Annotated in this window: 13 protein-coding genes; 6 read left to right on the top strand and 7 right to left on the bottom strand. The window is 48.3% G+C overall.

The features are described 5' to 3' along the window. Position 1: 1 nt before the first annotated feature. The gene (locus DS731_RS12775; RefSeq protein ID WP_119501689.1) at positions 2-829 is read left to right on the top strand and encodes an ABC transporter permease; all 828 of its coding nucleotides are present in this window, start codon (positions 2-4) and stop codon (positions 827-829) included. 1 nt (position 830) lies between these two features. Next, the gene (locus tag DS731_RS12770) at positions 831-2450 is read left to right on the top strand and encodes an ABC transporter ATP-binding protein (RefSeq protein WP_119501688.1); all 1620 of its coding nucleotides are present in this window, start codon (positions 831-833) and stop codon (positions 2448-2450) included. Here DS731_RS12770 and DS731_RS12765 read toward each other — a convergent pair. From DS731_RS12765 to DS731_RS12745, 5 genes are all read right to left on the bottom strand, one after another. Next, a complete protein-coding gene (locus tag DS731_RS12765; RefSeq protein WP_119501687.1) occupies positions 2430-2759 on the bottom strand; it encodes a TfoX/Sxy family protein in 330 nt (109 codons plus the stop codon). The two genes, DS731_RS12770 and DS731_RS12765, sit on opposite strands and share 21 nt — an antisense overlap. 12 nt (positions 2760-2771) lie before the next feature. Continuing rightward, entirely contained in the window at positions 2772-4178 is a 1407-nt protein-coding gene (locus DS731_RS12760) for an MATE family efflux transporter (RefSeq protein ID WP_119501686.1), read from the bottom strand. Beyond that, on the bottom strand, positions 4162-4737 hold the full coding sequence (locus DS731_RS12755; RefSeq protein WP_119501685.1) for a DUF2239 family protein: 576 nt from the start codon (positions 4735-4737) through the stop codon (positions 4162-4164). Before DS731_RS12755 ends, DS731_RS12760 begins: the two co-directional genes overlap by 17 nt. A gap of 226 nt (positions 4738-4963) precedes the next feature. Next, positions 4964-5491, bottom strand: coding sequence for a hypothetical protein (locus DS731_RS12750; protein WP_119501684.1), 528 nt, complete (start codon positions 5489-5491; stop codon positions 4964-4966). A 213-nt stretch (positions 5492-5704) separates the two neighbouring features. Beyond that, positions 5705-6313 (bottom strand): tyrosine-type recombinase/integrase, encoded by a 609-nt coding sequence (locus DS731_RS12745; protein ID WP_119501683.1) that lies wholly within the window; start codon positions 6311-6313, stop codon positions 5705-5707. Between the two features lie 179 nt (positions 6314-6492). Between DS731_RS12745 and DS731_RS12740 the strand changes: the two genes are divergently transcribed. The 3 genes from DS731_RS12740 to DS731_RS12725 all read left to right on the top strand — a co-directional run bounded on the left by DS731_RS12740 (position 6493) and on the right by DS731_RS12725 (position 8264). Further along, positions 6493-6663, top strand: a complete 171-nt coding sequence (locus DS731_RS12740; protein WP_105934978.1) for an acetyltransferase — start codon at positions 6493-6495, stop codon at positions 6661-6663. Further along, a complete protein-coding gene (locus DS731_RS12735) occupies positions 6663-7064 on the top strand; it encodes a type II toxin-antitoxin system death-on-curing family toxin (protein ID WP_119501682.1) in 402 nt (133 codons plus the stop codon). Before DS731_RS12740 ends, DS731_RS12735 begins: the two co-directional genes overlap by 1 nt. 480 nt (positions 7065-7544) lie before the next feature. Beyond that, entirely contained in the window at positions 7545-8264 is a 720-nt protein-coding gene (locus DS731_RS12725) for a hypothetical protein (protein WP_119501680.1), read from the top strand. A 77-nt stretch (positions 8265-8341) separates the two neighbouring features. Here DS731_RS12725 and DS731_RS12720 read toward each other — a convergent pair whose 3' ends face one another. Both DS731_RS12720 and DS731_RS12715 read right to left on the bottom strand, forming a co-directional pair. Then, positions 8342-10402: an amidohydrolase family protein gene (locus tag DS731_RS12720; protein ID WP_202980661.1), complete on the bottom strand. Its 2061-nt coding sequence runs from the start codon at positions 10400-10402 to the stop codon at positions 8342-8344. A gap of 114 nt (positions 10403-10516) precedes the next feature. Next, entirely contained in the window at positions 10517-12301 is a 1785-nt protein-coding gene (locus tag DS731_RS12715; protein WP_119501679.1) for a diguanylate cyclase domain-containing protein, read from the bottom strand. Positions 12302-12840: 539 nt separating this feature from the next. Here DS731_RS12715 and DS731_RS12710 point away from each other — a divergent pair. Continuing rightward, positions 12841-14061 carry an MFS transporter gene (locus tag DS731_RS12710; protein WP_119501678.1) on the top strand — a complete coding sequence of 407 codons (1221 nt, stop codon included), beginning with the start codon at positions 12841-12843 and terminating at the stop codon, positions 14059-14061.

The following is a 14061-nucleotide window of genomic DNA, read 5'->3' as shown; positions in this document are numbered from 1 at the left end:
CATGCTCTCAACGATAAAGAATCTCCCGTTATCGGGTAAAATTGGCGCAGCCATTGTGAGTTTCTGGATATTTATTGCCGTATTTGGTCCTTTACTCTCGCCACACAGTGCAAAAGAAATTGTAGCCTGGGACGTATTTGAACCCATTGGCGGTGAATACCTGTTAGGCACTGATTACATCGGACGTGATGTGCTCAGCCGTTTGATGGACGGTGCACGTTTTACCGTTTTTATTCCGCTACTCGCTGCTGCACTGGCATGTTCTGCAGGCACGCTCATTGCGCTGTACGCATCTGTCAGTCATCAACGTGTCGATGAGCTGATAAGCCGTTTTATGGATGCACTTATTTCCATTCCAAGTAAGATTTTTGCTCTGGTGATGATTGCTGCGTTCGGCTCATCAATCCCTATTTTATTAGCCATCACTGCAGTGAGTTATATGCCGGGCGCGTTTCGTATTGCCAGAGCGTTAGCAGTTAATGTTGCCAATATGGATTTTGTTACGGTTGCCAGAACACGGGGTGAGGGTAAGCTTTATCTCGCGGTAAAAGAAATTTTGCCCAACATTGTGCACCCCATGCTGGCTGATTTTGGTCTGCGCTTTGTGTTCGTCGTGCTGCTGCTGAGTAGCCTGAGTTTTCTGGGGCTGGGCGTACAACCGCCCGAAGCCGATTTGGGTTCGCTGGTCAGAGAGAACATTTCCGGACTGGCAGAGGGTGCGCCGGCAGTCATCGTTCCTGCGCTAGCCATCGCGACCATTACTATTGCAGTGAATCTGTTTATCGACAGTTTCCGTGGCAGCGCCACCTATTCCGCAGGAGATAAATAATATGTCATCTCATGTTTCGGTTAATAAACTCGAAGTCTCCGCGGGGAAGGGCGACAGCAAAAAAGTAATCGTAAAAGATGTCAGCTTTACCCTAGAGCGCGGAGAAGTGCTGGCCCTTATCGGTGAATCCGGCTCGGGCAAAACAACCATCGCCATGTCGTTACTGGGCTATGCCCGGCCGGGCTGCTATATCACCGGTGGTGAAGTCGCGGTGGGCGGGCAGAGTATGCTCGGGCTGAGCGATACTATGCTGGCGTCATTGCGGGGCCGGAAAGTGGCATATGTTGCACAAAGTGCGGCAGCAGCGTTTAATCCCTCCCGGAAAATCATGGAGCAGGTGATTGAAGGGGCATTAATTCACGGCGCCATGAGCCGGGCTGACGCACAGAAAAAAGCCACAGAGCTGTTCAGGCAGTTGTCGTTGCCTCATTACGATACCATCGGGAACCGTTATCCCCACGAGGTATCCGGTGGTCAGTTGCAACGGTTGATGGCAGCGATGGCCCTTATCTGTGATCCTGAACTGGTTATCTTTGACGAGCCGACTACTGCACTGGATGTCACCACTCAGGTGGATGTGCTCAAAGCGTTTAAAGCCGCGGTGAAAGCCAGGAATACCACGGCTGTGTATGTATCCCATGATTTGGCTGTGGTTGCCCAGATGGCCGATCAGATCCTCGTTCTCCAACACGGCAAAATGGTCGAGCACAACACCACCACTGAAATCTTAAATCACGCAGCAGAGCCCTATACCCGTCAGTTGCTGGCAGCGGTGTCTCACGGTGCGTCCGGATTAAACCGGCCAACCGCAAAAACAGTCCTTGAGGTCAGCAATATTGTTGCTGGCTACGGTAAAATCACCGCAGAAGATTTACCGCAAATTCCTGTTTTGCATGACGTATCTATTAAAGTGGAGAAGGGCAAAACCGTAGGCATTATCGGTGAGTCCGGTTCCGGAAAATCAACGTTCGCACGTGTTATCGCAGGCTTAATTCCCGCAGCGAAAGGCTATATGTTGCTGGACGGAAAGGAGCTGCCTGCGTCTGTTTCATCCCGAAGCAAAAGTGAGTGTCAGCGTGTGCAGATGGTGTTCCAGAATGCGGATACTGCGCTGAATCCGGCGCAGAAAGTGGGGGATATTATTGGCAGGCCATTAGCTTTCTTCCATGGCATGAAAGGGGAACAACAACGTGCCCGTGTGGCAGAGCTGCTAGCGCTGGTGCAATTACCCGCTGAACTGGCTGAGCGTAAATGCGGCGCGCTGTCCGGCGGGCAAAAGCAACGTATTAACCTGGCCCGCGCGCTGGCTGCGGAACCGTCGGTTATTTTATGTGACGAGGTGACATCAGCGCTGGATACTGTTGTTGCCGCAGCCATTTTAGAGCTGCTGAAAGATCTGCAGGCGAAGTTGAATATTGCCATTGTATTTATCAGCCACGATATACCTACTGTACGTACTTTGTGTGACGATGTGCTGGTTCTCTATAAAGGTAATGCAGTGGAGTACGCAAGCGGTGAGGCGGTAAGTACAGCGCCTTCCCATGATTACACGAAGAAACTGGTGGCCAGTGTTCCCACGTTAGATCCGGGCTGGCTGGACTCAAGACCGCCTGCTGCGTAAGGCGCTGGAAAAGGCCAGCTGTGCCCACCGAGCGGCATCGTCGGGATCATCATAAATACAATCAGGTGCACTGTAGTATTGCAGTGCAACCTGTTTGCCTTGCCTGCTATAAGTAAACGGCTCACAGCCTTCATGAATAAATTGCTGGCTGGTCTCCTTATCCGCTTTCAGGTACAGCAAATCATCAATGACGATGGCAAACATGAGGCCACTGTGAAACAGGCCGGTACCGCCAAACATCCGCCGTGTTGTTACCGGTTGCAGCGTTGAAAATACATCATGCAGGCTATCAATAAATTCTGAGGTCATAATGTTCTGTTTCTATTTTCCGGCTTGTGGCTCAGCTTGACGCTCAGCATACAGCAAACCAAAGCGGTGATTGCCCTTAAGTGCACGGTGATACAAAATACCTGCGGTAAGCATCAGCCCGAGAAATTCAGCTGCCGGGCCTGCATACCAGATTCCCCATTCTCCCCACATAAGCGGCAACACAAAAATTAACGGCAGGGCGAACAGGTACGTTTTTGCAATCGTTAATATTCCCGCCCGTCTGGCATCACCAATACTTTGAAAGTAAAAGCTTATCAGCATTAAGGGGCCTGTCAGGAATAAGGCTAGACTGACGACAGGCAGTAATCTGGCTATCTCATCCGTGACGGCGGGATCGTCCACAAACAACTGACCAAAGTCAGCCCGCAGCCACCATAATAACCCTTCGGTGGCCACGCCATAAAACAGCGCAACGCCGACAGCGATGCACAAGCTGCGGTCAGACCGCTGATATTGCTGCGCGCCCACGTTATTGCCCACAATACTCTGCATCGCGAGGCCAAGCCCCAGCAGTGGTAAGTACACGAAGGTCAGAACCCGTGTGATCACACCATAAGCACTTACCGTTACTTCGTAGTTGTCCGGCAGCCATTGTTGCAGGCTAAACAAAATAGCCCCGGAAGTCAGTGCCACGCCTACGTAGGTTAGACTGGATGGTGCGCCCAGAGACAAAAACTCACGCCATCTGTTACGTACACCTGTGATGGCGAACAGCGGCAGACCGGTGCGGTTTTTATGGCTGCGGCGAAATGCCCACACAGCACATAACGCAATCATTTGTGAGGCTACCGTGCCGTAAGAAGACCCTGCCACACCCATTTCCAACAGTACAATGAAGACGTAATTCATCACGCCGTTACCCACCGTTGTTATCAGCGAAACCAGTGCGATAAAGCCGATGTGACCTTCACTGCGCAAGCTGTCTGAAGCGATGGCCAGCCAGAAAAATAACGGAGCACCATACATAATGATGCCCATATAGGTAAAGCTGCTAGCTGCCTGCGCTGGATTATCGTTGTTACTGGCCAGCGCCAGTGACTGACCTGACAGGCTGAATACGATCATCAGCAGAACACTTATCACCAGTGCCAGCGTAAGTGCCTGCGCATAGGCATTACGGGCTTCATCATACCGGTTTGCTCCCAGCAGGCGGGCCATTACACTGGCGAATCCGCTGGCAATCCAGGTGGACAGGGCAATCAGAACCATAAATAACGGAAACATCGCCGTGACCGCTGCCAGCGCATCCGACCCCACAAATACACCAATAAAGTAAGCGTCTACCAGGTTCAGCGAGCCGCTTACTACCATCATCAGAATGATGGGCAGAGCAGTTTTTAAAAATACCCGTGTAAGGGGCGGGGTGACATACGGGTTGTAACTAGTTTGTTCCGTCATTTGTATCTTTACCTGTAGAATGCAAGCCTGTGAACTTGTCCTTGTATATTGCCTGCAGCGCCTGAGGCCAGTTTGCTATTGCCTGCGTGAAAGCTGTTTTATCCAGCCGGTACAGTGCTCTTGAAGCCGCTTCAAAACCGGCTTCATCTTCAAATACCCGCATCATATTGTAGAGCTGATCCTGCTTAATGCGACGTGCCTGCTCAGGTTTCATCTGAGCCATGGCTGCGTCGATAAGCTTGCGTAACGTCGTCGATGCGCCGCCACGCTGTAACGACAGCCACTCCCAGTGTTCAGGTAACAGCGTCACTTCTTTTGATTTCACGCCAAGCTTAGGGCGTCCCCGCTTTTTAACCTGCGGCATCAGTGAAGCAGGCAAACGGCTGATAACCTCTTCAGCATCGCCCCGCCAGTCGATATCAGTGCGTTTACCGTCATCTAACTTAAATAAGTAAGGCTCAGCGTCGGGAAACTGTTTCACTGTTTCACGAATAACCGCCGGCAATTCACCCTGCGCGATGAGAGTTTTGTTATGGATTGTGATGTAGATGTCACCCACAGATTTGTACCCTTTATTTTTACCAGGGTAAAAATAGCAGGTGTTTGGAATTTGATCAATATTGTCGGGGTAAAAATGGTTTTGGGGTGCTTTAGATTATTTTATTGCTCAATAAGTGGACTGGCTAGTTAAAGCCCGGAGTCCGGAATGAGCGAGTAGCGGACATGCGAGGACATGTCAGTATCAAAGGCAATTGGTATCGTTCGTTATCTGAAATTTAAAAACGCTATGCGTACGTATTCACATAATCGGGAGTCAGGCTTACTAGTTTCTGATAATTTTCTGGGGCGCTTAACCCTTTATCGCCCCACCTGGTCCCCATTTTATAAAGGTCAGACTGCTCATCTTTCATTTTAACGATGTCGAGTAAAATATCTTTGTCCGTTTTACCTGAAGCTCTGCCTTCGTTAATTATATTCTGCTGGAGCGCGAAGACTGACTTTGATTCATCCTCAAACCTGGCCTGCAAGCGCCTAATTCTGCCAAGTACATCTTCCTCGTTCCCGGAATTTAAAATTTCTCGTAAATTAATTGCAGCTAATGTGGGCATTCCCCCACTTAACGAATCTACTTTTTTTGCTAACTCTTCCGGTGACGCAGATTCGATGAAAGCCAGAGCATTTGCCCGACTGTCATGCTCTCTTACATTTGAACTTGTTGAGGATTCCAGAGAGTCATTGGATTTAACAGACACCGCATCATTTCTTTGAAGTCCGTAAATATAATTTTGCGAGTTGCTTACACCATTAATCATAGGGATATCCTTCAGCACTTTTTAACTGTTGGACTAGATTGAGCAATATGTCTGCTAAATGATATTCCCGATATTTCTCACCCATCTAAATATGAAAACACCATTTATATATCAGTAGTTTAAGTAGCTTTTGAGAGTGGGCGTTTGAAAGTAGATAGATAGCTATAAAGCAGGAATCAGACTGCCGCATTAAGGAAAATTCTTGCCTGCTTGCTAAATATCAAGCGATTCAGCAATATCCAGAGCATCATCAACTTCGATCCCAAGGTACCTCACGGTGCTCTCAAGCTTCTTATGACCGAGTAGCAACTGAACCACGCGTAGATTTTTCGTTTTCTTATAAATCAGGTAAGCCTTAGTCCTTCGCATGGTATGCGTGCTGTAAAGAGTGCGATCGAGACCTAGTTTTTCAATCCAACTGTGGAATATACGGTTATATTGCCTGGTGCAGATGTGTTCTCCAGGGACTTTTGCTGATGGGAACAAATAGCTGCTGTAGTTGAGGCCCTTAAAAGTGACCCAGTCCAGAACCGATTTTCTTGTCCCCTCAGTAATTTCGAATTGAACTGGAGAGCCTGTTTTTTGCTGTGTCACAAGTGCGCGTCGCATTACCACGCCGCCCGACATGACATCCGATACGAGCAGCTTGGCCAAATCGCAGCCGCGAAGTTTACTATCCAGTGCCATATTGAATAATGCTAAATCGCGTTTGTTGTCTTCCATTTTCAATCGGATTCGGATCCCCCATATGTGAGAGATCTTGAGCGGTCGTTTCTGTCCAATAATTCGGTGTTTGTTCCAAGGTTTGCTAGCGGCTGTCATAGCAATCTCCCAGCAATCAATAAAATATAGTATGGGCCGGAAGTCTAGAAACAAGCAGTTGTGATGTTCTTTTCTCTCAAATACGCTGTAAACTAAACACCACTAAATTAGTACCTGTTTGCCTGATTTTCTTATCTTTGAATCAGATGTATACTAGCTGTCATATTATAGAGGTGTTCATGAATACAAAGATTGAAATTTACGGCGTTAAAGCTGTTAAGCGCCCTAAAATAGCTGCCAGCAAGAAACTTGATTTATCCGGTGAGTCTGGTCAGCAAATTGTGAAGTCTGAAACTAAGCTGGTTTTAAGAACGCATAAGCGTACGTTTGAAAAACTCGCTGATATGTAATGGATCTTATTTTTTTCCCTTTTGAACGCGTGATAGAGATTAACGTGTTCATTCTCGAAAACGAACCTGGCATGAAGGGCGCCGCTGATGTTAACAAACTTCAGGGTGCCTTAGGCAGAATCGATAATGCTATTGCCTATTCAGGTTTAGATGACGTTTTCGAAATTGCTGCAAAATATGCCGCTTCAATAGCGCTTTCTCATTCACTTCCTGATGCTAACAAGCGAACAGGTCTGGCCGTCGCGCTGGAGTATTTGTCGCTCAATGATTTTGAGTTAACCGCTGACAATGATCTCTTCGCAGATGCGATCAGAGACTTAGTCATTGGAAAAATTGATGAGTCAGATTTTGCTGACTTGCTTTATTCCCAGTATATTTTCGAACAAAACTCTGAACTTTGAAATTTACCTACGCTTACCAGTCCTTCACGGTATTGCTAATGTCCGCTTTTGACCAATAACCGCAAATATTAAAGTCACAATTATTTTTTGCGTATACTGGCTTAAGTATGAACAGTTTAAGGTCAGCGTATTGGGGTTATTCAGAAGCGGAAACAGTCAGTCACCAGAGTTAATTTGGGAAGCATTGAAAAATACGAACGGGAGCAGTTCTCACACATATCGTACAAAAATTCCCGGCGGCTGGCTGGTTACAGTGAGTAACACTCAAGGGGCAGGGGTTACCTTTGTACCGGACGCTAAACACGAGTGGGATGGGAACTCTGTTTGATATTGGTGCCGTGAATATCCGGTACCTGAACACTACCCTTCGTATTAAAAAACATACCCTGTCATACAATCTGATACCCGGTTTAATGTTCATACACTTCAATTCTTCAGTGCTGCGCATAAAATAGACGCTTATCTTCAAAAGGTGTTCTTATGCAAATCAATACCAATCTTTCTGTACAGGACTATCTTCGGGGCTACAAGGAAATGTGCCGTTTCATTGCCCGGTCACCTGTGATCTGTGGTGTGATGTTGCTGCTGGCTCTGCTTGTTACTGTGGTGCCGTTTTCTTTCTTTCCGCTACGCATGGGCGCGTGTGCGTTGCTGGTGTCACTTGTGGTTTGTGTGGTCAGTATTCAGTACCGGTATGGTTCGCTCAGACGATTAGCCGCCGAACTGAACTTTCATCAGCGGCTGATATTGCCGGCTATTCTGGGGATCACTGCTTTAAGCTGGCTGGCATTTTTTGCCGCTGATTTACTATCAGAGTTAATGCCGGCAGCCTCCGGAAATGCTGCGGTGGCCTATGATGGGATGACGTTGACGGGGATTGTCATTGGCGGTGCGCTGGTGTGTGTGGCCCAATTGATGCCCTACATCCTGGCTCATTTTTGTCACAGTTTCTCACTGTCCCGCAAACAGGGAGAGCATATCTGGTTGTCGCTGATGTTGCGTTGGAAAACCCTGGCAGCCTTTCTGCCTGTGGCTTTGTTTGTTCCGCTGGCGATTGTGCTGAAACAGGACTGGAGCGCATTTTTGCTGCTCGCTGCAAGCATGTACTGCACATTTTTAATGTTTATTGTGTTTAATATTACGCCGGAGCCGGAAGCACAGAGGGTGAGTTCACCGGCATTTATGCCTCAGGGCGCCTGAATATTGCCGGCAGAAGTTAACTGATTAAGCAGCCCCGTTAACGGGGCTGTCTTGTTTTGTTTGTTAAGATAGCGGGGTTATTCGCCTTTTACTTCCGGCAGGGTGGTGAACGGTGTAATGCCAAACTCGGGGTACACTTCATCAGGGAAAAGAATACGCCCGTCAGCGACGACCATGGCGATGGTTTTAATGGCTTTTAAATCTTCCACCGGGTTGCCGGGAATGAGGAAGAAGTCAGCCAGTTTGCCTGTTTCAATGCTGCCCAGTTTGTCATCGTGACCCATGTATTCGGCCATGTCCCACGAGCCCCGTTTCAAAGCTTCTGCCGGTGTCATACCAAATTGTTGAAACAGCTCCAGCTCACGGTGCAGACGGAATGCGCCGCCCATATCCGTACCGGGCACCAGAAGAATGTCGTTTTCGTGCATTTTCTTCAGTGTGGCTACAATCTTCGCGTAGGCATCTTTGTAAGCTTTATCTTCTGCTTCATCCGCCACATTCAGCATAGCGACCTTTGCGGCACGCTGACTGCTGAGAGGCATGTGGTCAATATAGTCCACCACGCCGGGGCTTACCGTACCGTTGCGGGAGGTCATGGCGTGTTCGTGGATCACCGTTGTGGGATCCAGCGCGATGTTATTTTCCTTCATCAGCGTAAGTGTGTGATTCACTTGCTCGCTGTTCAGATCCAAATCTGTAAAGCGTTTCATGCCGGTAATGCGGAATAACGTGCGGGTATCCTCTTTTCTGTCGAGCACCCAGCCCAGCATTAACTGGTTAATATGAGTGATCTCGTTATAACCGGCAGCGATCATTTCATCTGCTTTGGCGAAAGCCGGAATGTGTCCGGCAACCCGAAGGCCGTTTTCATGTGCTTCTTTTGCCATGGCCGGCACCCATTCCGGGTTCACTGAACTGTAGATCTTTATCTGAATATAATCATCCATACCGGCATATTTGCGGACCAGTTCAACGGCTTCGTCTTCGCTGGCGGCCAGTTCACCGGTGGAGTTACTGAAGGGACTTTTACCTTCAATAAAGCCGCTTTTAGCAATGCGCGGGCCTACCAGTATGCCATTGGCAATATTGTCTGTAATACCCTGCAGAATATCGACTTCGTTGCCCATGTCTCTTACGGAAGTAACACCGGCAAGTACGTTTAGCAGCGCATCGTTATCACTCATATGGCCGTGCATTTCGTAGAGTCCGGCTACCAGTGTGCCGCCGTTGCCTTCAATGGTCACTTCGTCGTCTGACGGTGCAGCACTGACTGCTTCGATTGCAGTGATTGTGTTACCGGTGATCACTACAGACTTCGGTTCACTGAGAGAAAGACTTTGTGGCTCAAAAATACGGACATTATTGATGCGTACCGGCTTTTCGTAGTCGTGCAGATAGCGGCTGGCAATATCTTTATACCGCTGTGCATTAAGTTGCGCGGTTAATTCCCGCAGGCGCGCTTCTTCCCCGGCAATCTCCGGTTTAACTATCGCTGTACGCGGGCTGACCAGCCCCACTAACGCTTTGTTTTCATCAATGATGAAATAAGACGGGTTCATGGAAATCCCACCAGTGGCATAAAGTGTGGCTTTGATTTCACCGCCGGTGGCGGAGAGCGTGAGATCCTGTTTTTTACTGAGCGTAATGTGACCGGAGGGAAGGGCGGGATACTTTGTCAGATTGTCATTCAGCAACGGCAGGGCATACAAGTACTCACTGAACGGGCTGCCGTTCTGTGCAATGTACACAGGCGCACCGTCAAATCCGGCTTCACCGGATTCGGCTTTAGATTGCCACGTGGCGGTGTTACCTGAGACCGAGAAATTCTCCTGCGTTGCATTCCCGAACACAGTTTTACCTTCAACAGACCAGGAAAGAGGAATGTCGTTGTCAGACAAAATAATGGTTTCAGTGCTGCTGGCCCCGCGGCCATTGTTTGAGAAACCGTAATCAATGTCTATTTTATTGCCGGTACGGGTGATATCCATATCACCCACGTCTGTACCGCCAAGGTACATATCAAAATGAGTGGTCGTTGATTTCTGAGGTTGAGTCTGACTGTCTGACCCGGTTTGTTCACCCGGACCCGAGCAGGCAGTCAGTGCTGCCGTAAAGGTGAGTAGTGCCAGTTTTTTCATATTATGTTCCCTTTATTATTTTAACCAGTATGTCACGGTTAACAGAGAAAACGCTGCAAACTAACCTTATTTCACTACTGTACCCCGCAAACTTCAGACTACGGGCGGGGAAGGTTACCGGTTCTCCATATCAATAGACATGACCATTTCATCCAGAATATCACTTAAATCGGTAATCTTTTCGTGAGAGACAAACACGCTCATACTTGACTCAACGGCAACGTTGCCGGTCTTTGTGCCGCTGTCCAGTGTATTGTCCAGCGCGGTCTGTACCCGCTCAAAATAAGAACGTGCGCTGCGTTCTTCAATATTGTGAAGGCACATGATGAATTGCTCAGTACCGAAGCGTCCAAGAATGTCATTCCCCCGGGTGGTGAGCTGTAATGTTTGTGCCAGTTTTCTCAGCACACTGTCCGCTTTGGTAGAGCCCAGCAGCCGGATGATTTCCCGGAGATTACTGATATCAAAAATAGCGATGGCAATGGCGCGGTTTTTACCGGGGGCATTCAGTCTGTTTATTCGGCTGATGGCGGTATCAGCATTTAACAACTGGGTGACCGGGTCGATGGCTTTAGAAGCAAGGAACTTCTTACGCAGCACATAGGCTGCCAGCGCAGCAGTGATAAGGAAAATCCCGGTCACTATGGCGAGAATTTGTTTGCGCTCCTTTTTCGCTTCAACAACTTCGCCCTCCAGGTCGTAAATCCGGTTGTACAGATTCGCTGCGCTCAGAATATTTGCGGAGTTTTGTTGTTGAATGCGTTTATTTTCAGCTTCAGCGGCAAACACTTCATTGGCAATACGGGCTTTTTCTATGTCGCCCAGTGCCAGATACATGGCAAGGTTGAAGCTCAGATAATCCAGATTGGTTCTGAATCTGGGCGGAATGTAATTATCACCTTTGTTTAAGCTGTCTATGTAATTCTGCACACAGGTTAAATCATGATGGTACAAACAGACTTCCGTTTCGTGCCAGTTGTACATCAGCAGGCCGAATGAACTGGAAACGGCTGAAATCGCCGTTTTGAAATCCGGCAACGTGGCTGCAAGCTGGTCAAAATCCCGGGTTTTACGATAGTAATACGACAGGGCGTAATGGTAGTGGTAGTTAGTCAGCGGTGTGTTAATTTCACGGTTCAGCGCGCCGTATTCCATGATCCGCCGGTACGCTTCTTCGGTTTGCCCGCTGCTTATCAGCGACACAATGGCACTGATGAGAATACTGAGTTTATTGCTGCCTTCATACACCTTCAGGCCCATTTCATGAGCTTTGATGTATTGCTCTGCTGCCAGAGCATGTTGCCCCAGGCTGCCGTAGAGCAGGCCGATGGCGTTGTGGATATGGGCCAGTACGCCGGGGTTTCCTGATGCGGCATTCTGCTCCAGTACCGTAAACATCTTGCCTAGACGCTCTCCGGTTGTAGACGATTCTGAGCAATAGGTAATGAGTGATAATGAAGCGAAGGTGAAAATATCGCTGTGGCGTTCCGGTGAAGACAGTGATCTGGCCTGACGGTAATATTGACAACGTGCAGGACTTTCCTGGGCATCGTAGATAAAGCCAATTTGGTTGATGGCTGAAACGTAAGCGTAGGAGGTGTCATCTGCATCTTCTTGCGCGATCAGGGATTTGAGCATGGTCAGTGCGCTTTCGTAATCACCTCTGCAGATGAGAAACTGGCCCTTCGCGCTGAGCAGGGAAAAACGCTGCTCAGCGGTTATAGACTCATCACTCAGTGTGGTTTCCAGTTCATCAAACAGGGCAGAATCCGGGCAATCATAAGCCGGCGCCCGTACTTTATTGATGACATCATCGACTGTGTTTGCCGCAGAGGCCGGCATTCCGGACAGCACGAATAACGTGAGCGCTGTCATCAGAGCGCATAATTTACTGTACATGGTAATTATTTTTTCTTTTTTTAATCAAACCGGCTTATTAAAGAAGCGATGCCGGCAAGCAGTTCCGTCCGGGCTGTTCATCCTGAGCGAGCCAGTGACGGGAAATGTCAATTTTTTATCCGCTAAGTGCAGGTAATGATAACCATTATGAACAACGCCGCACAGAGGAAAATCAATTATTCGTAAAAGTTTTTAAGTTGCTGTTAGTAATCTATATTTATATTGAAAAAAACGCATATTGCAGTGATGAATCAACAAAATAGTATGACAAACAACGTTGTTCAACAGCCATCACAATGCGGTATAATAACGTTGTTCCGATGGATCGGCCTGAACACTGAACAATATCATCATTAAAACATCATACTGCGAAGTCCGGCTACATTCTGTTTTAACCGAATTATCGCAGATACACCTTACACCTGTATTTCACATTCTATATCCGGTAGGAGAACTTGCTAAATCATCAGCGATGTAAAGCGATGACAGGCAGTGGCTTTGCCGGCTTTATTTACACACTATCCTGATAGAAGGTATCTATGTCATTTAATAACGGGACATCGCAGACGTCTCATTTCTGGCCAATTCTCATTATGGCACTGGGAACGTTTACCCTCGGCCTGACTGAATTTGCGTCTATGTCAATGTTGCCGCTGATTGCAGCTTCATTTGACGTAACGCCGTCGATGGCAGGTAATGTGATTAGTGGTTACGCCATCGGCGTGGTGATCGGTGCACCGCTTTTCATGTTGCTGACAAACAAAACTAACAGGCGTACATCGCTGATTTTATTCGTGATGATGATGTTTGTGGCAAACGGCCTCAGTGCTATTGCAACGTCTTTACCGGAAATGGTGTTCTACCGCGTACTCAGCGGTTTACCTCATGGTGCATATTTTGGTACAGCATTACTGGTAGCCTCAGACATGGCACCAAAAGGTAAGCGTGCCAGCTTTATGTCCAAAGTGTTTATGGGCCTTACCATTGCAACGATTGTGGGTGTGCCCATGGCTACTCTGGTGGGGCAGGCTATGAGCTGGCGGGTTTGTATGGGCATTGTTGCCGCACTGGCCCTTATTACTGCAGTACTGATTTATTTTGTTGTGCCAAGCAGTCCGGTGAAAACGCCTACCCGGTTACGCGAAGAATTCGGCGTGCTGAAGAACAAATTAGTATGGTCAATTTCCGGCATTATTTTCGTGGGTTTCGGCGGTGTGTTCTGCATTTACACGTATCTGGCAGACACGATTATTAATGTAACTGAAGCCCCTGAAGTGACAATTTCCATCGCCATGATGATGTTCGGTATCGGTACTACTATCGGTAACTGGGTGTGCGGACGGCTGGCAGACAAATCGCCCATTGCTACCACCGGCATCGCACTGCTTTGCAGCGTAGGGATTGCGGTGATGTATGTTTTCGCGGCGTCAAACATTTACTGGTTATATGTGACCGTATTTTGCCTTGGTGCCAGTGTGGGCCTGGCGGCGGTTATTCAGTCCATGTTGCTGGATGTATCCCCAACCGGTCATGCCATGATTGGTGCACTGGTACAGTGCGCATTTAACACGGCTAACGCCATCGGCCCCATGATCGGCGGTACTCTGCTGGCTACAGGTGCTACCTTCAATGAAACTGGCTATGCCTCTGCCTTATTGTTCCTGGGCGGCCTGGTAATGTGGGCACTGAGCTATATGCAACTGCGTCAGAAACAGCAGCCCCGGCCTGTTTGTACCAACCCCAATCCAACCTGCGGTTGA

Origin of the sequence: Alteromonas sp. RKMC-009 (genome assembly GCF_003584565.2) — a bacterium.
Classification (GTDB): domain Bacteria; phylum Pseudomonadota; class Gammaproteobacteria; order Enterobacterales; family Alteromonadaceae; genus Alteromonas.
Note: the sequence above shows the minus strand (reverse complement) of the source record. Positions and strands in the feature narration are given on the sequence as shown.